The organism is Clostridiales bacterium (genome assembly GCA_025757645.1).
GTDB lineage: Bacteria > Bacillota > Clostridia > Oscillospirales > Oscillospiraceae > CAG-103.
On the sequence record CP107216.1, the window covers coordinates 2,054,404 to 2,074,818 of the forward strand.

Consider the following 20,415-nt stretch of genomic DNA (forward strand, 5'->3'; position numbering starts at 1 on the left):
TCACCTCACTTGGTAAGTCTGCGGGACGGATGCGCTCAGGTCTCGGGCATATACTTTTCGATCAGCTCGGGCTTGATACGCTTGAGCTCGGTGCGCGGCAGCAGGCTCAGCAGCTCCCAGCCGAGGTTAAGGGTATCCTCAATGGTGCGGTTGGTGTTGTTGCCCTGATTGACGTAGCGCTGCTCAAATGCATCGGCGAACTTCGCAAACTGCTTGTCGTCGTCGGACAGGGCCGCCTCGCCCAGAATGGTCATGAGCTCCTTGGCGTCCTTGCCGCGGGCATAGGCCGCGAACAGCTGGTTCATCGTGCCGGAGTGGTCCTCACGGGTCTTACCCTCGCCGATGCCCTTATCCTTCAGACGCGACAGGCTGGGCAGCACGTCCACGGGCGGAATGATGCCCTTGCGGTACAGGTCGCGGGAGAGGATGATCTGGCCCTCGGTGATGTAACCGGTCAGGTCGGGGATCGGGTGGGTCTTGTCGTCTTCGGGCATGGTCAGGATCGGGATCATGGTGATCGAGCCGGACTTGCCGATGCGGCGGCCGGCGCGCTCGTAGAGCGTGGCCAGGTCGGTGTACAGGTAGCCGGGGTAGCCGCGGCGGCCCGGGACTTCCTTCTTTGCCGCGGAGACCTCACGCAGAGCCTCGGCGTAGTTGGTGATATCGGTCAGGATGACCAGCACCTGCATGTCCTTTTCAAAGGCCAGGTACTCGGCCGCGGTCAGCGCCATACGCGGGGTGGCAATACGCTCGACGGCGGGGTCGTTGGCAAGGTTGGAGAACACGACCGTGCGGTCGATGGCGCCGGTGCGGCGGAACTCCTGAATGAAGTACTCGGACTCCTCGAACGTGATGCCGATGGCGGCGAAGACGACGGCGAAGTTCTCGTTGTCGCCCAGCACCTTCGCCTGGCGCGCGATCTGCGCGGCCAGCGCGGCGTGCGGCAGGCCGGACGCCGAGAAGATCGGCAGCTTCTGGCCGCGGACGAGGGTGTTCAGGCCGTCGATGGTGGAAACGCCGGTCTGGATGAACTCCGCCGGGTAGGCGCGGGCTGCCGGGTTCATCGGCAGGCCGTTGATGTCGCGGTGCTCCTCGGCGAGGATCGCCGGGCCGCCGTCGATGGGCTCGCCCATGCCGTTGAAGACGCGGCCGAGCATATCCTCGCTCACGCCCAGCTGCAGCGGATGGCCGAGGAAGCGGACCTTCGACTGTGCGAGGTTGATGCCCTGCGCGCTCTCAAAGAGCTGCACGACCGCGTGGTCGTCCTCGACCTCGAGGACCTTGCAGCGGCGGACTTCACCGTTCGGGAGCTCGATCTCGGCCAGCTCGTCGTAGGTCACGCCTTCGACGTTCTTGACGATCATCAGAGGGCTGGCGATCTCCTGGATCGTTTTATACTCTTTAATCACTGCTCCTCACCTCCGGCGATAATCTCTTTGATCTGCGCGGTCATGTCCGCGGCGATCTTGGCATAGACCTGCTCGTACTCGTCGCTCGGCACGCTCTTGGCGCGGCCGATGTCGACGCGGGCAGGGATGGCAAAGAGCTTGTGCATCGGCGCGTTCTTCCCGAGCGCGTCGCGGCACTCGGCGTCATAGTGCAGGATGAGGCCGAGCAGCAGGAACTGACGGCGGTACTCGGAGTAGCTGTCGATATCGACGAAGGCGTTCTGCTGCAGAAAGTCCTCACGGATCATCTTGGCAGTCTCCATCGTCAGGCGGTCAGCCGGGGACAGTGCGTCCTGACCAACGAGGCGGACGATCTCCTGCAGTTCGGATTCCTGCTGCAGGATGCTCATGGCCTTGTCGCGGTTGGCCATATATTCCTCGCCGAACGTGGCCTCATACCACGGCTTGAGCGAGTCAACATACAGCGAGTAAGACGTCAGCCAGTTGATGGCCGGGAAGTGGCGGGCATACGCCAGGCTCGAATCGAGCGCCCAGAACACCTTGACGATACGCATGGTGGCCTGCGAGACCGGCTCGGAAATGTCGCCGCCCGGAGGCGAGACAGCGCCGATGGCGGTGACGGAGCCGCGGCGGTCGCCCTCGCTGCCGATGCAGCGGATGCAGCCGGCGCGCTCGTAGAACTGCGCGATGCGGGACGCGAGGTAGGCCGGGTAGCCTTCTTCGCCGGGCATCTCTTCCAGACGGCCGGACATCTCACGCAGGGCCTCGGCCCAGCGGGAGGTGGAGTCAGCCAGAACGGCGACGTCATAGCCCATGTCGCGGAAGTACTCGGCGATGGTGATGCCGGTATAGATGGACGCCTCACGCGCTGCCACGGGCATATCGGAGGTGTTGGCAATGAGCACGGTGCGCTTCATCAGCGGCTCGCCGTTGCGCGGGTCGGTCAGCTCCGGGAACTCCATGAGAACGTCGGTCATCTCGTTGCCGCGTTCGCCGCAGCCGATGTAGACGACGACGTCCACGTCCGACCACTTGGCGAGCTGGTGCTGCACGACGGTCTTGCCGCTGCCGAACGGGCCGGGCACGGCGGCCGTGCCGCCCTTGGCGATCGGGAAGAGCGTGTCGATGATACGCTGGCCGCTATTCATGGGCTTGTTCGGAGCGAACTTCTGCGCATAGGGGCGCGCGATACGCACCGGCCAGCGCTGGATCATGTTCAGCTCATGGTCGACGCCGTTGGCGTCGGTGAGCACAGCGACGGTCTGGTCGACCGTGAAGTCGCCGCCGGTGATGCTCTTGATCGTGCCCTTCATCTGCGGGGGCACCATGATCTTGTGCAGGATGGCCGTCGTCTCCTGGACGGTGCCGATCACGTCGCCGCCGGTGACGGCGGTGCCGGGCTGCACAACGGGGTCAAAGTGCCAGACGCGCTCGCGGTTGAGCGCGGGCACCTCGATGCCGCGGGTGATGTTGGAGCCGGTCAGGTCGCGGATCTCGGGCAGCGGGCGCTGGATACCGTCATAGATATTCTCCAGCATGCCGGGGCCAAGCTCCACGGACAGCGGCATACCGGTGGTCTCGACCTTCGCGCCGGGGCCAAGGCCCGAGGTCTCCTCATAGACCTGGATGGACGCGCTGTCGCCGGTCATATTCAGGATCTCGCCGATCAGGCGCTGCTCACCGACACGCACAACGTCGGAGACGTTGGCATCGGCAAGGCCGTTCGCCACGACCAGCGGGCCGGAAACTTTTGTAATGGTTCCGCTCAATTTCATTCTTCCTTTCCTTAAAGGATATCGGAGCCAACCGCTCGCTCGACGGCCGCCTTGAGCGCGGTCTGGCCGAGGCCGAGGGGGCCTTCCCTGCCGGGGATCAGGATGATGGCCGGCTTGGGAACATCTTTGAATTTGTCGATCTCATGCTGAAGCTCCTGCGCCAGATTCTCTTCGACATAGATGATGGCGTAGTCCTCAGAGTCTTTCGTCAGGCGGCGCAGCGTTTCGCGCGCCTCCTCGGCATTGGTGACCGGGCAGGCCTCGAGGCCGAGCGCCTTGAAGCCCATGACGGTCTCCGCACCGCCGACAACTGCAATTTTAAGCATAAGTCTCACGCAGCCTTTCCCGGATGACCGCGGGCTGAAGCCCTGCGAGTCTGCCCGTCAGGATCATTCTGGCGGCCGTGGTCTCGTTTTCCATGGCGGCGAGATAAGCGGACACATGCGCCGCGCCGAAGCTGCGCAGCTTGGCCGCGCGGATGTAGTCCATGAGCGCGTTGTCGCACAGCAGCTCAAACGCCGTCAGCGCGCCGCCGCTCATGGCCGCCGCGCCGGCAGCCGCCGCATTGCCCAGCCACGTGTTGCCGTAGAGCGCGGTGAGCGCCTCGGCCGAGTCGAACGCCGCGAGCACGCGGTCCGTGCCGATCGTGCCGCCCGGGATGAGCGCGGTCTTGAGAAAGTCCGCGTCCTTGGCCATGCGGCGCGTGCGCACGGCAGCGCGCAGGTTCGCGCTGTCGATCTGCAGCTGCACATAGCCTCTGGCAAAGCCGCCGTCGCTCAGGCCGTCGGAAAGCGCGAGCATCTGCGCGAAATACGCGCGGTCGAGCTCGAAGTCCGCTGCCTGCGGATTGGTCGTGCGCGCCAGGATCGCGGCGGCGCTGACCATGGCCTGCGCCAGAATGGGCGGGATGTCGCGGTAGTCCTCCTCGAGAAACGCCGTGAGCAGTTTCTGCGGCGCCACGGTGCCGCGCTGCGACAGGATCGCATCGCACTCCACGCCCATCGCCCGCGCCTTGATGAGCGCCTTGGCATTGTGGTAGTCATACTTGAGGCGGAACAGCTGCACGAGCTGCGCCTCCGGGACCATGCCCTCGACCTCATCGAACAGCGCCGCGATGTGCGCCTCGAGCGCAGCGCCGGCTTCCTTCGCGGACAGGCCGCTCAGGTCGCCGTAGCCGCATTCCTCCAAGATCTTGGCCGCCTCGTCGTTCGTGGGCGCGTCGATCATGCGCTCCATGCGCTCAGCGGAAAGCATTTTGGTCTCGCGGGCTGCCAGCATTGCCGTAATCGCAAGGTAATTCGTATCTTTTACTTTAGACAATTCGATTCCTCCCTCATGCGGCGCAGCACTCTGCGCCCCATATAGGATAATTCATTCCCCCCGCACGGGGCGGGGCAGGTCACGCGCCGAACAAGACCTCGGCAACCTGAGCAGCCAGATCACTGCGGCAGAGCTCTGCGATCGTCTCCACGGCACAGTTGACCTCGATATCTCCCTGCTGGAGCACAAACCCGGCGCGCAGGTCGCGCGTGGCCTGGCTCATGGTGAGCCGGCCGGGCTTGCCCTGCTGCGCGAGCAGCGCATTGGCAGCGTCCACGACCGCCTGACCGCACGCGGCCTGATCCTTGGCGTTGAACACCAGGGTCTCGGTGCCGGTCGTCGCGGCCTGCGCGGCGAGTTTGGCCAGATACGCCACGTAGTCCGCCTGCGGCATGGTGCAGATCTTATCGAGCGCGGCGGCAAACGCCGCGTCGACCATCTCCTGCTTGAGGGCAAGGACGCTCTTTCTGGCTTCCATTTCCGCCAGACGGCCCATGCGCTGCACGCGGTCCTCGCACGCTTTCACACCGTCGCGGACGCGGGCCCAGTACTGGTCCTGCGCCTGTTTGTCATAATCGGCACGGATCTCGGCGCACCTGGCCTCGGCTTCGGCCGCGATGGCCTTCGCCTGCTCCTGCGCGTCCGCCTCGATGCGGCCGGTGATTTTTTCAATACCATTCATAGATCTTTGTTCCCTTCTGTCGGAAGAGGATGGGGATTACTTCAAGCCGTTGAGCATCAGGAAGGATGCCAGCAGGCAGAGGATGGCGTAGAACTCAACCGTGATGCAGAAGATCATGCCCTTGGACCAGTCGTCGGGCTTCTTGGCCAGGATGTTCAGGGACGCGGCAGCGACCTTGCCCTGCGCGATGGCGGAGATCAGACCGCCGAGCGCGATCGGCAGGCAGGCTGCGAAGTACTGCAGGCCCTGAGCGACGGTCAGCGGAGCGGCAGCGTTGGCGGCGAAGATCTGGCTCTGAGCCAGGAACCAGATAACGAAGCCGTACAGGCCCTGGGTGCCGGGGATGACCTGCATGATCATCGCTTTGCCGAACTTGCTGGGATCTTCCGAGACGAGACCTGCGCCGGCCTCACCGGCGATGCCGGTGCCCTTTGCAGAGCCAATGCACGCGAGCGCCGCTGCGAGCGCAGCGCCGAGAAGGCCGAGAGCCAGACCACCGATGGATTCGAGAAATGCCATTTTCAATTTCCTCCTTAAATATCTCTTGAGTACGAATGTTTAGAAATTATGATTTTCCACGTCGACATAGCGCGTGTTGATCTCGAGTGGGCGGAACGGTTTGCCGCCGTCGACATAGAACTTGCCGAAGAACTCCAGGCACTGCAGACGCAGGTCATGCACGAAGCAGCCGAGCAGGTTCAGGCCGAAGTTGAGCAGATGGCCCAACAGGAAGATGATGATGAAGATCAACATCGACACGACCGTCACGCCGCCGCTCGACGGCATCGCGGCGAGGGTGTTGAACACCTGCGCGATGACGCTGCCGGCCAGCATCAGAGCCATGAGTCGGGAATACGAGAGAATGTCGCCGAACCAGCCGGTCAGGCCGTTGTAGACCGCGCCGAACACGGCGGTGACTTTGCCGAAGCCCTTGGCCTCGCGGCCGGAACCGTAGATCAGCATCAGAACGCCGATGCACAGCACGACCGGCACGCCGCCGATGTTGCCGATCTTGAGTACGAACAGCGCCAGGCCCGCGAAGATCACGAACCAGGTGCCCTCGTTGAAGATCGCATCGCCGACCTTGCCCTGACGGCACTCCATGACCATGTTCACGACCATGCCGGTCGAGAGCTGGATGAAACCGAGCACCATGGCGCCGATGAGGATCTGCGTCGTATCGGTCAGCGGGTCGAGCAGCGGGCTTGTCAGAATGCCGAGCTTGACGTCGTGACCAAACATGTTCACGATCGTCGGCACGGCGTTGCCGAAGAAGCCGCCTGTCACGATGCCGAGCAGGAACGTCGACACGCCGCAGGCGAACAGCAGCTCGCAGAAATACTTGCTGCCGCGTTTCGGCTTCATCTTGCCGAGCGCAACGAGCGCCGCGATCATCATCACAAGGCCGTAGCCCATATCCGCCATCATGATGCCGTAGAACAAAATGAAAAACGGCGCCATGAGCGGGTTCGGATCGACCGTGCCGTAGGCCGGCAGGCTGTACATGTTCGTGACCATGTTCAGCGGTTCGGTAAATTTGTTGTTTTGTAGCTTGACCGGCACCTCTGGGTACTCGTCCTCCGTGGGATCGGCCAGATCCCAGGCGCAGTCATACTTTGCGAGCACCGCGGTGAGCTTGGCCTCCTCCGGCGCCGTGAGCCAGCCGCGCATGCACACGACGCTCTCGGTACCGACCAGGCGCTCTTCCGCCTCCGCGCGGCCGAGCTTCACGCTCGCGCGGTCGATGCAGAGCTTGAACGCATCCCGGTGCGGGGCAAAGGCGGCAATATCCGTCTCCGCCTGCTCACGCCTGCGGATGACGTCCGCGATCTGCTGCTGCGCGTCCTCAATGTTCTGCTTTGCCGTGCCCGGCGCGCCGTTCAGGTTTGCCAGCGTGAAGCCGGACGCGCGCAGCGCCGTGATGGCTTCCGTCAGCTCCTCTTTCAAACAAATGAGCAGCACATAGTGCTGTTCCTTGTCCGAAGAGATCTCATACAGCTGCGACTCGGGCGCAGCGTCCGCCAGCGCTTTTGCAGCCTCGGCAAGATCCACTGCCGCGGGCAGCATACCCAGAGAAATGCGGGTCCTTACGGTTTCGCCCAGATCCAGCGGCAGGTCGAGTGTCTGCCACGGGCGCAGGGCCTCCATATTGCTGCGGAGCTTAGCCTCCTCGCCGTTGTAGCGGCGCACGGCCGCCTCCAGCTCCTCGAGCTGTGCGACTGCATCGAGCTCCTGACGGTACGCACCGTCATCCAGGAAATCCGCCTCCGTGACCTCCGGCCGGGAGCTGAGCAGCCTGGACTTGACCGGCGCATACTTGTCGAGCAGCTTGAGCGCGGCGGTCAGGCGCGTGAGTTCACTGCGCACCTCCGTCACATTGCCGCTCTCCTGACGCAGGACTGCGGCAGATTCCGCGTCCGCAAGCAAGGCGTCCGGTTCCGAGATCTGCACGCAGCCGAGCAGCATCAGATCCCGGAGCAGCTCATCTTTCTGCCGGCGAACGACCATGAGCCGCAGCTTTTTCATGTGTACAATGGCCATCAGCCGTTCACAATCCTTTCCACGATGAGTGATGCAGCCCGATCCAGATTGGTCTTAGCCTTGATGCGCATGGCAGCTTCCTTGTTCTTGGTCTCCGCCGCCAGCGTTTCCGCATCCGCCTTCGCCTTTTCATCCGATTTGGCCCGCAGCGTCTGCAGCTCCTGCTGCGCCTTACCGACGGCAGCCTCTATCACTGCCTTTCCCTCGGCCTGGGCCGCTTCCACTGCCGCCGCAGCGGCTGCCTGCGCGTCGGCTTTGATCTGTCTGGCCCGGTTTTCTGCGTCACTGATCGTTGTTATCGCCTCAAATGACATCCGTACACCTCCCTACGAATCAAACTGTTATTATGCCGCGCAACGCCCGTTTTCACGAACTGTTTCTACATAATGTAGGTATTTTACCTTATTCACCGCTGTTAATCAAGTGAAATTGCCCAAAATTGTCTGTCAAAATTCAAACACCTATGTGTTAAAAAACTATTGATCCTGCTAGCTTTTTCACGTCATTGACGAAAATTTAACGTTATCGGATTTGCATGATTTCTCGCAATGGGAACATTCATAATTTCTGATGAAAAAATGAACGAAATGTTGGGAAATGCAAGATTTCAACACTTAAAATGTTTTTCCACTTGCTATTGTGCCGGAAATAGCCTATAATATTTTTGCTAAAGTTAAAAAGTTTGAACTATATTCGCATATTCGGAGGTACTTTCATGGAAAGCAAACGCCGTTTCGGTGACCGCAAGGACGGCCGCCTGATCCAGTCCCTCGCACCGTTTTACAAGTTCATGCCCTACATCATGCCCACGAAGAACGACGCCTGCAATCAGTTTGAGGACTGCATTGAGATCACGAACACCGACCGCTGGCTGCGCCAGAAGCGCCTCGAGGGCTACAAGGGCCTCGGCTACCTGCATCTGTTCATTGCGGCCTACATCCGTATGGTCTCCATGCGCCCCGGCATCAACCGTTTCGTGGCCGGCCGGCGCATCTATGCGCGCAACAATATCGAGGTCGTGCTGACCGTGCGCCGCAGCATGTCCACCACCTCGAACGAGACGACCATCAAGGCCGTCTTCGCCCCGACGGACACGATCTTTGACGTCTACCGCAAGATGAACGAGAAGATCGACGAGATCAAGTACGGCGACCAGGACAACAACACCGAGCAGGTCGCCGGCGCGCTGCTGAAGCTGCCGCGTTTCCTGCTGCGCTTCGCCATCGGCTGCCTGCGCGTGATGGATTACTTCGGCATCATCCCGCAGAAGCTGCTCGACGCCAGCCCCTTCCACGGCTCGATGATCATCACCGATATGGGCTCGCTCGGCATCCCGCCGATCTATCACCACCTGTACAACTTCGGCAACCTGCCGATGTTCATCGCCTTCGGCGCAAAGCGCAAGGCGGTCGAGCTTGACCGCGAGGGCAAGCCGGTCGAGCGCAAGTACATCGACTTCATGGCCGTCATGGACGAGCGCGTGTGCGACGGGTACTATTACGCCTCCTCGTTCAAGTACATGAAGATGTTCATGCACAACCCGGCGCTGCTGGAAGTCCCGCCCGAGAAAGTGGTCGAGGATCTGTTCTGAGCATCCATACCTGCATAAGGAAAAACCTCCTGCGCTGCAGGAGGTTTTTGCATTTGTACGGCCACTCGCGCCTCCGGCGCCGACCGAACCGCACGCGCGGCCGAACACAGCAGCAGCATGATGAGCATGACAAAGATCACAAAGCGGAGTTTCTTCACCGCTCCCCCCTCCTCTGCTTTCGTTTGACACCAGTATACGCAGCCGCTGCAAAAAAAGCCGTCGCATCCTGACGGCGTACAGAAAACTTTGCGGAGGCAAAGATCCCCCGGCGCGGAGTGAGCCCGCGCCGGGGGATTTTTACGCATTCAGGGCAGCGCGATGCACCGCGAAAAAACAGGGCCATCCGTTCGGATGGCCCTGTGAGATATTATGCCTCGTCGTCCTGATTTGTGCTGAACTCCGCCAGCGTCAGGCCGGGATTTTTCTGCTCCGCCCAGCGGATGCTCCACTCATTGTTGAAAATGAGCAGGTTGTGGCCGCGGAAGTCCTGCACCCACTTCGTGTCGGAAGCGAGGTTGAGCGCCGTGGGGTCGGTGCCCTCGCTCGTGATCCAGCGGATATAGGAATACGACAGGTCGCGGCGGCGGATGTCGATGTTGTACTCATTCTTGAGCCGGTACTCCAGCACCTCGAACTGCAGCACGCCGACCGCACCGACGATGACCTCCTCCATGCCGCTGTTCGGCTCGTGGAAGATCTGGATGGCGCCCTCCTGCGCGATCTGGGTGACACCCTTGACAAACTGCTTGCGCTTCATGGTGTCCACCTGCGAGATGACGGAAAAGTGCTCCGGCGCGAACGTCGGGATGCCCTCGAAGCGTACGCGCAGCTTCGCATCGCAGATCGTGTCGCCGATGGAGAAGATGCCGGGGTCGAACACGCCGATGATGTCGCCGGCGTAGGCCTCATTGATGATCGCACGCTCCTGCGCCATGAGCTGCTGCGGCTGCGCGAGCTTGAGCGTCTTGCCGCCCTGCACGTGCAGGTACTCATGGTCGCGCTCGAACTTGCCCGAACAGATGCGCATGAAGGCGATGCGGTCGCGGTGGGCCTTGTTCATGTTCGCCTGGATCTTGAACACGAACGCGGAAAACGCCGGCTGCATCGGGTCGACCACGCCGTCGGCCGTCGTGCGCGGCAGCGGCGGCATCGTCATGTGCAGGAAGTTTTCCAGAAACGGCTCGACGCCGAAATTCGTCAGCGCAGAGCCAAAGAACACCGGACTGAGCCGGCCGGCGCGCACCTCGTCGAGGTCGAAGGCGTAGCCCGCGCCGTCGAGCAGCTCGATATCCTCGGTCAGCTTTTCGCGCTGGCGCGGCCCGATCAGCTCGTCGAGCCGCTCAACGTCCGTGAGCTCGCACTCGATGGGGCGGATCTTGTTCTGCCCGCGGTGAAACTCCTGAAACGCGAGGATCTCGCGGCGGTCGCGGTCGAACACGCCCTTGAAGTCGTGCCCGCAGCCGATGGGCCAGTTGACCGGATAAGTGCCGATGCCGAACTCGTTTTCCAACTGCTCCATGAGCTCGAACGGGTCGCGGGCCTCGCGGTCGAGCTTATTGATGAACGTGAAGATCGGGATGTGGCGCATGGCGCAGATCTTGAAGAGCTTGCGCGTCTGCGGCTCGATGCCCTTGGCCGCGTCAATGACCATGACGGCACTGTCCGCCGCCATGAGCGTGCGGTAGGTGTCTTCCGAAAAGTCCTGGTGGCCCGGGGTGTCGAGGATGTTGATGCAATAGCCCTCGTATTCAAACTGCATGACCGACGACGTGATGGAGATGCCGCGCTGCTTTTCGAGCTCCATCCAGTCCGAGACCGCGTGGCGCGCGGTCGCCTTGCCCTTGACCGAGCCGGCGAGCTGGATGGCCCCGCCGTACAGCAGCAGCTTTTCCGTGAGCGTCGTCTTGCCGGCGTCCGGGTGCGAGATGATCGCAAACGTCCGGCGGCGCTCGATTTCCTGTTTCAGATCCATAGTCCGCTCCTCTGTTGTTCTTTCGAATATCAAACCTAGATAGTATACCCGATTTTTCCCGCGAGTGCAACAAAAACCTGCCCGTCAGGCCGTCTGCTCGCGCAGATAGAGCGTGAGCGTGGCGAGGAAGATGTCCTTGGCGTCATAGCGCGGCGTGAGCGGGGCCAGCTGCGTGAAGAAATGCTCGCTGCCCAGCGACGCGCACAGCGCGTGCGCGCGCTCGAGTGCCGTGGTGTCCTCGTCCTCCGTCAGACGCATGGCCAGCTCCGGCAGCAGGAGCTTGAGATCGTAGATCTCCCCGCGCGGGTAGGCATACGCCTCGAGCACGCACTCCGCGCCCGCGAGTGCGCAGGCCGTCAGGTCGCCGGGGCGGTCGCTGAGGATGCGGTCGGTCAGCGGCGTGTCGCTGCGGAAAAAGTCCAGCATGGAGTCCGGCGGCGTCAGCTCCCGGCGCAGCAGCCAGAGCAGATAGTCGCGCGCGACGCCCTCGAGCAGCGTCTGCCCGTCGGGTTCGAACGTGTAGGTATGGCCGATATAGCTGCCGAGCACGCGCAGCGTGTCCGTATAGCCGAGGGCGATGCTGTGACGCAGCGCGTCGGGGTCAAACTCCAGCAGCTTGCCCAGCGGCTCCGCCGGGGCGATGTAGGTCACGAGCGGGTGGTTGGCATATTTTTTCTCCGGCGTCTCCGGCTTGAGGCCGATGGCGATGACGCGGTCAGCGCCGAGGCGGAACGCCGTGCCGATCGGCAGATTGTCCGAGTACGCGCCGTCGAGATAATTCTGCCCGTCGATCTCGCACATCGGAAACATCGGGTAGCACGCCGACGACGCGAGGATCCACTGCGGCAGGTAGCCGGGTGCAATGTCCTGCTTGCGCACCTCGACCGGCTGGAACGACGGGAAACGCGCCGTCATGAGTCCGAAATCCACCGGCGAGGCGAAAAAGCGCGCCTCGTCGAGATATTGGTGCACGAGCGCGCGGTACGGCGTGATGTCCGCCGTACGGCGGTTGAGGTCCGCCCAGTCCTTCACACGCGCGATGAGCTGCTCCGGGTGCTCAGCCAACGCCGCCAGCTCGCGCTTTTCGCGCGGCGTGGCGTCGGCGCGCTCGAGCATGATCTGCTCTTCCGTGATGTGCGTCCAGAGCTCCCACGCGCGGTCAAAATCGCCCTGCACCATCAGCGCCGCCGTGACCGAACCGATGGACGTGCCCGTAACGATGTCAAACGGGATGCCCAGCTCCCGCATCGCCTTCCACGCGCCGACCTGATACGCGCCCTTCGTGCCGCCGCCGGCCAGCGCGATCGCCTGCTTCATGGTACATCCCTCCTTGATTCCTGAATGAATAGTTTACACGCAGCGGGTGCAAAAAGTCAATTCCGAATGAAAAGCACCGGAGGACAGATCGTCCTCCGGTGCTTTTTCACGCCCGCAGCAGGGCGCGGCGGGTCTTCCAGTCCGGCAGATAGCGCGCGATGAGCGCGTAAAACTCCGCACCATGGTTCATGTAGCGCAGGTGCGCCAGCTCGTGCACAACGACGTAGTCGATCGCCTCCGGCGGGTACTGCATCAGCCGCCACGAAAAGCAGATGTGCCCCTGCGAGCTGCAGCTGCCAAAGCGCGTGCGCGCGCCCGTGATGCGCACCTGCGTCGGGTAGAGACCCATCCGCTCGGAATAGTACGCCACGCGCTGCGGCAGATAGGCTTTTGCCTGCCGGATGTACGCCGCCCGCTCGGCGTCCGTCGGCTCCGGGTGCGCGGCAGCGCGGGCCTCCTGTTTGGCCACCCCGCGCGCGATCCATTCGGCGTGCGACGCGACAAAGCGGTCAATCGTTGCCCGCGGTGTCCGGTACGGCGCGCGCACGATCACGCGCCCGCCGCGCACCTCGAGCGCCAGCGTGCGCCGGCCGGAGCGAATGAGTTCATACGGCTGCATGGCCTGCCCCCCCTTTTTTCTGTGGTATGCCAAATCGGTCTTCCGGCAAGGTTATTCTGTCTGCTGCAAACAGCCGTCCATGTACTGACGGATGCGCGCTGCGTCTTTCTTGCATTTCGCCTTGCTGCCGTAAGTCAGTGCAACGACCCACGGCTGTCCGGCATCTGTTTCAAACGTCTGCCGGTAGTTCACGGTTTGACCCCTTTCTATCCACTGTCCGCTTATGTCCTGATTAGAAAAGCAGAGTATCTTCTCGTGGACCCAATGATGGCTATAGACGTCTCCTTCCATGCAAGTACACAGATGGATCTGCTCGCTCCAAGGTACAAACACAGGTTCCGAACGCTTGGGGTCTACAACCGAAAAACCCTGCTGGCTGACCTCAATCATCGTGCGGTATCCAGCTGATTTCATGATATAAACCAATGCCGCGGCGTAACCTAAAACGAATACCGTCACCAGTACCCACACGAAAACCAGTTCCCCTTTTGTAAGAATCTTGTATCCATCCGGGAACATGGCATAGGCAAAGAAGCCCAAAATAACAATAACCGGCATCGTGCAGCCGCTTATCACGCCCTTTTTATTGGGTTGAAAAGTCAATCGTTCCACGCCATCACATCCTCCACCATCAAAACGAATCTGTAAACAGCATACACCATCCGCGGCGCGGTGGCAAGCTTGGCAGCCGCCGCGCGGTGTGCTATGATGGGGGCATCCATTCTTTGAGGTGATCGTATGTTCCGGATCGGCTGCCACATTTCCTCCGCCGGCGGGTATCTCGCCATGGCAAAGCGCGCGGAGGCGCTGAGCGCAAACACGTTCGCGTTCTTCACGCGCAATCCCCGCGGCGGCAGCGCCAAACCCATTGAGGAAACAGACATCGCGGCCTTTCACGCCGAATGCGCCCGCGCGGGCATCGACCGGCTGGTCGCGCACGCGCCCTACACACTCAACCCCTGCGCAGCCAAGGCGAACGTGGCGGAGTTTGCGCGCATGGCCTTTTCCGACGACCTGCAGCGCATGGAGCACACGCCCGGCCAACTCTACAATTTTCACCCCGGCAGCCACGTCGGGCAGGGCATCGACGTGGGCATTGAGAAGATCGCCGCGCTGCTCAATGAGGTCCTCTTCCCCGACATGACCACGACCGTCCTGCTCGAGACCATGGCCGGCAAGGGCAGCGAGGTCGGCGGCCGCTTCGAGGAGCTGCGCGCCATCATCGACCGCGTGGAGCTGACGGAGCACATCGGCGTCTGCCTCGACACGTGCCACATCTGGGACGCGGGGTATGACATCGCCGGCGACCTTGACGGCGTGCTCGCGGAGTTTGACCGCGTGATCGGGCTCGAGCGCCTGCACGCCGTGCACCTCAACAACAGCCTCAACCCCTGCGGCAGCCACAAGGACCGGCACGCAAAGCTGCTCGACGGCTGCATCCCGCCGGAGGCGCTCGTGCGCGTCACCCGGCACCCGGCGCTGGCGGGGCTGCCGTTCATCCTCGAGACGCCGAACGACGACGCCGGGTACGCGCAGGAGATCGCCTGGCTGCGCGCGGCGCAAAAATAGCGGAATCTTTGCCTCCACTGTCCTGATTATTGGACTTTGCATGTGCTATGCTGTGATAAAAGGGAGAAAACAGAAACACAACATGGACATGGGAGGAGAAGAATCATGACCCTGCGAACGTACATTGACCACGCGATCCGCGACGGTGCCGCCTTTGACGCTGTCATCTGCGGCTGCGATGTGCAGCAGACCTTCTGCTGGCAGCCGGACATGTGCATCACAGACGCCTGCGAGGCGGAGTACCGCCCGCTGCTCGACGCGGAGATCCGCATCCTGGCCGCCGCGCCGGGCGAGCGGTTTTCCATCATCGAGATCTGCACGGACAGGCTCTTTCTCGGCGACGCCTTTTCGCAGTGCGCGGCGGGCTACTGCGGCCCGCGCGAGTACCGGCGGCTGTTCCGCGCCGGATAAAACAAGCAGCACCCGCCCCGGAGCCGTTGGCTCCGGGGCGGCCCCGCAGTTACGGGAATGGGGGGATGCAACACGCACGGGACAGCGCGGTGTTAAGCGAGAGAATACTGACTGACAAAGCGCCACAGGAGCGCCGCGCGGGCATAATCGCTGACAGTGCCCGCATCGGCAAAGCCGCTCAGGACGTTCTCCGACTGCGCCGCGTCTGCAATGCCCGCGAGGCAGGCATAGCGGTAGAGGATGACCGTCAGATCCTGACGGCTGATGGCCTGCGTGGGGCAGAACGTGTCCGCGCCGCAGCCGTTGACCACACCGGCGTGATAGGCCCAGAGGACGGGCTGCGCATAGTAGGCACCGGCCGGGACATCGCGGAAGGGCATGTTCGTGCCGGCCGCATCCGGTGCTCCGGCGATGCGGTGCACGATGGTCGCAACCAGGCGCGGTCCAGCGGCAGATCGGGGGCAAAGCGCGTGCCCGCTTTGCGGCGGCCGGCGGGGAATACTGCTACACGATCGCCGCACGCACCGGCGAGATTCTCGACGTGCAGCGCCCGGAGCAGCCCGCACAGACGCCGGACACCCCGGCCACGCCGGGAAAGCCGGACGATTCCGCCGCCCCCGCAGGTTCGGAGATCAGCATATCCGAAGCCCTGAGCCGCGTGCTGCAGGAGCTTGGCATTTCGCTGCCGGACATCCGCGACGTCAATGTCCAGCGTGTGCAGGTTTCCGGCCGCGATGCCTACCACATCACCTTCACGGCGAACGGGAAGCCGTATTCGTTTTATGTAGACACCCACGACGGCGATCTTTTCTGAACAAATCCAGCAGGACGGCCTGTCAAATGACAGGCCGTCTCCGCTTGCGCATCGGTTTTTGGCGGGCCGTCTGATCGTCCGCTCTTGACTTCCGGCGCGCACAAGACTACAATACAATCCGAATTTTCAAAAAAGGCGTGAAATACGTTGCATCATCCGATCATCAAACCAAATCATATGCAGATCCCGTGGCATGACCCCATCCGGGATCAGAAAGAGCTGCCCGTCTCACAGGCGCCGCTGCCCATCCGCGCCGGCGTCGTCGGCCGGGTCGGTCTGCTGCTGCTCTCGTGCGGCACCGGCGCATGGCGTGTGCGCAGCTCCATGAACGAGATCGCCGAGGCGCTCGGTCTTGTGTGCGCCGCCGACATCGGGCTGCTGTCCATCGAGTACACCTGCTCCGACGGCGAGAACACGTTCGCCCAGACGCTGACGCTGACGGCAACCGGCGTCAACACCGCCAAGCTCGACCAGCTCGAGCGCTTTGTCAAGCGTTTTCCGCTCGACGGCGTGTACATGACGGCGGACGACCTGCACACCCGGCTCGACGAGATCGCGCAGGCAGGCGGCAGCTATACCCCGCTGCAGCAGGGAGCGGCCGCGGCGCTCGCCTGCGGCGGATTCACGTTCCTGCTCGGCGGCGGGCCGATCGAGATGCTGCTGGCCTTTCTGGGTGCGGGCGTCGGGCAGTATGTGCGCGCGCGGCTGACGCAGCGGCACCTGACGCTGTTTGGCTGCATCGCCCTGTCCGTTGCGGCAGCATGTCTGGTCTATGCCGGGCTGTTCCGGCTGGCATCGCTGCTCTGGCCCATCGACCCACAGCATCAGGCGGGGTATATCTGCGCGATGCTGTTCATCATTCCGGGCTTCCCGTTCATCACGAGCGGCATCGACATGTCCAAGCAGGACATGCGCTCCGGACTTGAGCGGCTGGCCTACGCGATCATGATCGTCGTCGTGGCGACGCTGACCGCCTGGCTCATGGCGCTGCTGCTGCGGCTGCAGCCGATGGATTTTCTGCCGCTGGGGCTGCCCGTCTGGGCGCGCATCCTGCTGCGGCTGGCGATGAGCTTCTGCGGTGTGTTCGGCTTCTCGCTGATGTTCAACAGTCCCGTGAAGCTCGCGTCCGTCGCCGCCGTGATCGGCGCGATATCGAACACCCTGCGGCTCGAGCTCGTCAGTCTGGCCGGCTTCCCGCCGGCAGCGGCCGCGTTTTTCGGCGCGCTGACGGCGGGCCTGCTCGCCTCCGTGTATAAGCGGCGCTCGGGCTACCCGCGCATCACGATCACCGTGCCGTCGATCGTCATCATGGTACCGGGGCTGTATTTCTACCGCGCCGTGTACGATCTGGGCACAATGAACCTGAGCGACAGCGCGTCGTGGCTCGTCGCCTCGCTGCTGATCGTCGTCTCCCTGCCGCTGGGGCTGATCTGCGCGCGTGTCCTCACGGACAGCAGCTTCCGCCGGTGCACGTGAAAAAGGCATGAAAAAAGGCCGCCGACGGCGGTCTCAGCTTGTCAGGAAAGTCCGTACCGAACTTTCCTGAACGCGCTTTCGCCGTCCGGCCTTTTTCACAGCAAAATGCCGGACGCGCAAAAGCCCTGATCCATCAGGACTTTTGCTTTGGATCGGATTCGAGGTGGGTCTTGCCCCCCCTCGAGCTCCCCCGCTGCGCAGTTTCTTTTTTGTTGGCACAGACACTCTAAAAGATCGAGGCCGCCTTTCGGCGGCCTCTTTTCTATCCTGTTTCATACAGAGATCAGCATTACAGGTGCTTCGTATTGAGCGCGCGGGCGGCGTTGAGCACACACAGGACCATAACGCCGACGTCGGCGAAGATGGCGACCCACATGTTCGCAATGCCGAGCGCGCCGAGCACGAGGCAGACGGCCTTGACGGCCAGCGCAAAGACGATGTTCTCCCAGACGAGGCGCATGGTCTTGCGCGAGATGCGCATGGCCAGCGAGAGCTTGCGCGGATCGTCGTCCATGAGCACGATGTCCGCCGCCTCGATGGCAGCGTCCGAGCCGATGCCGCCCATAGCGGCGCCGAGATCGGCGCGCGCGAGCACCGGCGCATCGTTGATGCCGTCGCCGACGAAGGCAAGGTATTTCCCGGGTGCGCCCTCGCCGAGCAGCCGCTCGACCTGCGTGACCTTATCCTCCGGCAGCAGCTCACTGTGCACCTCCGCGATGCCCAGCTCCTCCGCCACGGCGTCGGCCGCGCTCTTCCGGTCGCCGGTGAGCATGACGACGCGCACGCCGTCCGCCCGCAGGCGGGCCACCGCCTCGCGCGAGCCGGTCTTCGGCTCGTCGGAGATGACGATGTAGCCGAGATACGCGCCGTCGGCCGTGACGTGGATGACCGTACCGGTCTCATTGACCGCGGGCACGGTCAGGCCGAGGGTGTCCATCAGCTTCGTGTTGCCGGCGGCAACAGACCGGCCGCCGACCTGCGCGGTAACACCGTGACCGGCGAGCTCTTTGGCGTCCGTCGTGACAAGGTCGGCCGGAAGCTCTCCGGCCGCGCGGCGCAGGCTCTGGCTGACCGGGTGATCGGAAAACTGCTCCGCCGCCGCCGCAAGCTGCAGCAGCGCCTGCTCGGACAGCTCCGGCTGCGCGGGATGCACCGCCGTGACGGCGAACGTGCCGCGCGTGAGCGTGCCGGTCTTGTCAAAGACGACACGGTCGGTCTTGGCCAGCATCTCCAGATAGCTCGAACCCTTGATGAGGATACCGCGGGCGGACGCGCCGCCGATGCCGCCGAAGAACGACAGCGGGATCGAGATCACGAGCGCGCACGGGCAGCTGATGACGAGGAACGTCAGCGCGCGGTAGATCCAGTCGCCCCACTCTGCCGGGATGCCCATAATGAGCCGCACGACCGGCGGCAGGATTGCCAGCGCGAGCGCCGCACCGCAAACGGACGGCGTGTAGACGCGGGCAAACTTCGTGATGAAGCGCTCAGTGTGCGCCTTTTTGAGCGAAGAATTTTCCACCAGCTCGAGGATGCGCGCGACCGTGGACTCGGCATACACCTTCTCCACGCGCAGGCGCAGCACACCCGACAGGTTCACGCTGCCGCTGACGACGGTGCTGCCCTCCGTGACGTCCACGGGGGCGCTCTCACCGGTCAGGGCGCTCATATTCAGCGCCGACGTGCCCGTGAGCACCGTGCCGTCGAGCGGGACGCGCTCGCCGGGCTTGATGACGATCGTATCGCCGACGGCGACCTCCTCGGGCTTGACACGCACAATGCCGTCAGCAGTCTCCACGTACGCAAAATCCGGGCGGATGTCCATCAGATCGCCGATGTTCCGGCGGCTGCGGCCGACGGCGTAGCTCTCAAACAGCTCGCCGATCTGGTAAAACAGCATGACGGACACGGCCTCGGGATAGTCCCCGAGCACCATCGCGCCGATGGTGGCCACGGCCATGAGCAGGTTTTCGTCGAACGGCTGGCGGTTATAAATGCCCTTGCAGGCATCGACGAGCGTCTCGCCGCCGACGAGCAGATACGGGATGAGATACAGCACGAGCTTGAGCCAGCCCGTGACCGGCACAAAGTGCAGCCCAATGAGCAGCACGGCCGCTGCTGCTATGAGCAGCAGCGACCTTTTCTGTTCGCGCGTCATGAGATTCAGTCCTCGAAGCGGAAGTCCGGCTCGACCTTGAGCGCGGTCTTGAGGATCTCCGCCTTGGCCTCGGTCTCGTCCACACCGGGGGCATATTCGACCAGCATTTTCTGTGCCATATAGCTCACGGTCACTTCCTTGACACACTTGAGCTTTGCCACGTGCCGCTCGATGGTCGCCGCGCAGTTGGCGCAGTCTACTTCGATCTTATAGGTCTTTTCCATGATGATGTACGCTCCTTCATCTGTCATTGAATGTTATTTGAAAAGATGGCCGGGCCATCATTTTTCCAGCACATGCTCCATGCCGAGGGCCAGCACGGACCGGACGTGATCGTCGTCCAGGGAATAAAACACGGTCTTGCCCTCCCGCCGGAAGCGGACGAGGTTCGACGCCTTCAAAATGCGCAGCTGGTGGCTGACCGCCGACTGCGTCAGGTTCAGCAGCCGCGCAATGTCGCACACGCACAGCTCGCTCTCGAAGAGCACATAGAGGATCTTGATGCGCGTCGAATCGCCAAAGACGCGAAACAGCTCCGACAGGTCGTAGAGCGTCTCATCGTCCGGCAGGGCCGCAAGCACCTGCGCCACCGCGTCCTCGTGCACGTTGAGATATTCGCACGCCGGTGCGCTGTCGGGTCTCGGTTCTGCCATGGGATCTCCTCACTTTCGTTTGAACATATGAATGATTGTTCATGCGTTTATATAACCATTTTTCCTCCCATTTGTCAATAGGATATCTGCATTTTTTCAAAAAAGAAT

Annotated in this window: 21 protein-coding genes; 5 read left to right on the forward strand and 16 right to left on the reverse strand. The window is 62.6% G+C overall.

The window, feature by feature from the left end:
• Positions 1 to 35: 35 nt before the first annotated feature.
• The 8 genes from OGM61_09930 to OGM61_09965 form a co-directional block, all read right to left on the reverse strand.
• Entirely contained in the window at positions 36 to 1,409 is a 1,374-nt protein-coding gene (locus OGM61_09930) for a V-type ATP synthase subunit B (GenBank protein ID UYI84156.1), read from the reverse strand.
• On the reverse strand, positions 1,406 to 3,184 hold the full coding sequence (locus OGM61_09935) for a V-type ATP synthase subunit A (protein ID UYI84157.1): 1,779 nt from the start codon (positions 3,182 to 3,184) through the stop codon (positions 1,406 to 1,408). Before OGM61_09935 ends, OGM61_09930 begins: the two co-directional genes overlap by 4 nt.
• 11 nt (positions 3,185 to 3,195) lie before the next feature.
• The gene (locus tag OGM61_09940; protein ID UYI84158.1) at positions 3,196 to 3,510 is read right to left on the reverse strand and encodes a V-type ATP synthase subunit F; all 315 of its coding nucleotides are present in this window, start codon (positions 3,508 to 3,510) and stop codon (positions 3,196 to 3,198) included.
• The gene (locus OGM61_09945; protein ID UYI84159.1) at positions 3,503 to 4,504 is read right to left on the reverse strand and encodes a V-type ATPase subunit; all 1,002 of its coding nucleotides are present in this window, start codon (positions 4,502 to 4,504) and stop codon (positions 3,503 to 3,505) included. The genes OGM61_09940 and OGM61_09945 overlap by 8 nt, the downstream gene beginning before the upstream one ends.
• A gap of 79 nt (positions 4,505 to 4,583) precedes the next feature.
• Positions 4,584 to 5,186 carry a V-type ATP synthase subunit E gene (locus OGM61_09950; GenBank protein UYI84160.1) on the reverse strand — a complete coding sequence of 201 codons (603 nt, stop codon included), beginning with the start codon at positions 5,184 to 5,186 and terminating at the stop codon, positions 4,584 to 4,586.
• 36 nt (positions 5,187 to 5,222) lie between these two features.
• Positions 5,223 to 5,705 carry a V-type ATP synthase subunit K gene (locus OGM61_09955; protein UYI84161.1) on the reverse strand — a complete coding sequence of 161 codons (483 nt, stop codon included), beginning with the start codon at positions 5,703 to 5,705 and terminating at the stop codon, positions 5,223 to 5,225.
• Between the two features lie 39 nt (positions 5,706 to 5,744).
• A complete protein-coding gene (locus tag OGM61_09960; protein ID UYI84162.1) occupies positions 5,745 to 7,727 on the reverse strand; it encodes a V-type ATP synthase subunit I in 1,983 nt (660 codons plus the stop codon).
• Positions 7,727 to 8,041: a hypothetical protein gene (locus OGM61_09965; protein UYI84163.1), complete on the reverse strand. Its 315-nt coding sequence runs from the start codon at positions 8,039 to 8,041 to the stop codon at positions 7,727 to 7,729. The genes OGM61_09960 and OGM61_09965 overlap by 1 nt, the downstream gene beginning before the upstream one ends.
• Before the next feature lie 401 nt (positions 8,042 to 8,442).
• Here OGM61_09965 and OGM61_09970 point away from each other — a divergent pair, with 401 nt between their 5' ends.
• The gene (locus tag OGM61_09970; protein UYI84164.1) at positions 8,443 to 9,318 is read left to right on the forward strand and encodes a hypothetical protein; all 876 of its coding nucleotides are present in this window, start codon (positions 8,443 to 8,445) and stop codon (positions 9,316 to 9,318) included.
• A 367-nt stretch (positions 9,319 to 9,685) separates the two neighbouring features.
• Here OGM61_09970 and OGM61_09975 read toward each other — a convergent pair whose 3' ends face one another.
• From OGM61_09975 to OGM61_09990, 4 genes are all read right to left on the reverse strand, one after another.
• The gene (locus OGM61_09975; GenBank protein ID UYI84165.1) at positions 9,686 to 11,290 is read right to left on the reverse strand and encodes a peptide chain release factor 3; all 1,605 of its coding nucleotides are present in this window, start codon (positions 11,288 to 11,290) and stop codon (positions 9,686 to 9,688) included.
• An 84-nt stretch (positions 11,291 to 11,374) separates the two neighbouring features.
• The gene (locus OGM61_09980; protein ID UYI84166.1) at positions 11,375 to 12,607 is read right to left on the reverse strand and encodes a patatin-like phospholipase family protein; all 1,233 of its coding nucleotides are present in this window, start codon (positions 12,605 to 12,607) and stop codon (positions 11,375 to 11,377) included.
• 106 nt (positions 12,608 to 12,713) lie between these two features.
• Complete coding sequence (locus OGM61_09985) at positions 12,714 to 13,226, reverse strand: M48 family metallopeptidase (GenBank protein ID UYI84167.1); 513 nt, start codon at positions 13,224 to 13,226, stop codon at positions 12,714 to 12,716.
• 51 nt (positions 13,227 to 13,277) lie between these two features.
• The gene (locus OGM61_09990) at positions 13,278 to 13,838 is read right to left on the reverse strand and encodes a hypothetical protein (GenBank protein UYI84168.1); all 561 of its coding nucleotides are present in this window, start codon (positions 13,836 to 13,838) and stop codon (positions 13,278 to 13,280) included.
• A 126-nt stretch (positions 13,839 to 13,964) separates the two neighbouring features.
• On the opposite strand from OGM61_09990, the gene OGM61_09995 reads away from it, so the two are divergent.
• Together OGM61_09995 and OGM61_10000 are read left to right on the forward strand one after the other, a co-directional pair.
• Positions 13,965 to 14,795 (forward strand): deoxyribonuclease IV, encoded by an 831-nt coding sequence (locus tag OGM61_09995; GenBank protein ID UYI84169.1) that lies wholly within the window; start codon positions 13,965 to 13,967, stop codon positions 14,793 to 14,795.
• A 105-nt stretch (positions 14,796 to 14,900) separates the two neighbouring features.
• Positions 14,901 to 15,206 (forward strand): hypothetical protein, encoded by a 306-nt coding sequence (locus OGM61_10000; protein ID UYI84170.1) that lies wholly within the window; start codon positions 14,901 to 14,903, stop codon positions 15,204 to 15,206.
• A 92-nt stretch (positions 15,207 to 15,298) separates the two neighbouring features.
• On the opposite strand, the gene OGM61_10005 is transcribed toward OGM61_10000, so the two are convergent.
• The gene (locus tag OGM61_10005) at positions 15,299 to 15,586 is read right to left on the reverse strand and encodes an S-layer homology domain-containing protein (protein UYI84171.1); all 288 of its coding nucleotides are present in this window, start codon (positions 15,584 to 15,586) and stop codon (positions 15,299 to 15,301) included.
• A gap of 20 nt (positions 15,587 to 15,606) precedes the next feature.
• On the opposite strand from OGM61_10005, the gene OGM61_10010 reads away from it, so the two are divergent.
• Both OGM61_10010 and OGM61_10015 read left to right on the forward strand, forming a co-directional pair.
• The gene (locus OGM61_10010; GenBank protein UYI84172.1) at positions 15,607 to 16,020 is read left to right on the forward strand and encodes a hypothetical protein; all 414 of its coding nucleotides are present in this window, start codon (positions 15,607 to 15,609) and stop codon (positions 16,018 to 16,020) included.
• Positions 16,021 to 16,197: 177 nt separating this feature from the next.
• Positions 16,198 to 17,496, forward strand: coding sequence for a threonine/serine exporter family protein (locus OGM61_10015; protein UYI84173.1), 1,299 nt, complete (start codon positions 16,198 to 16,200; stop codon positions 17,494 to 17,496).
• A 289-nt stretch (positions 17,497 to 17,785) separates the two neighbouring features.
• Here OGM61_10015 and OGM61_10020 read toward each other — a convergent pair whose 3' ends face one another.
• The 3 genes from OGM61_10020 to OGM61_10030 are packed head-to-tail and all read right to left on the reverse strand — an operon-like array spanning position 17,786 to position 20,307.
• Entirely contained in the window at positions 17,786 to 19,654 is a 1,869-nt protein-coding gene (locus tag OGM61_10020) for a heavy metal translocating P-type ATPase (GenBank protein UYI84174.1), read from the reverse strand.
• Positions 19,655 to 19,659: 5 nt separating this feature from the next.
• Complete coding sequence (locus tag OGM61_10025; GenBank protein ID UYI84175.1) at positions 19,660 to 19,878, reverse strand: cation transporter; 219 nt, start codon at positions 19,876 to 19,878, stop codon at positions 19,660 to 19,662.
• A gap of 57 nt (positions 19,879 to 19,935) precedes the next feature.
• The gene (locus OGM61_10030; GenBank protein UYI84176.1) at positions 19,936 to 20,307 is read right to left on the reverse strand and encodes a metalloregulator ArsR/SmtB family transcription factor; all 372 of its coding nucleotides are present in this window, start codon (positions 20,305 to 20,307) and stop codon (positions 19,936 to 19,938) included.
• Between the last annotated feature and the right edge of the window lie 108 nt (positions 20,308 to 20,415).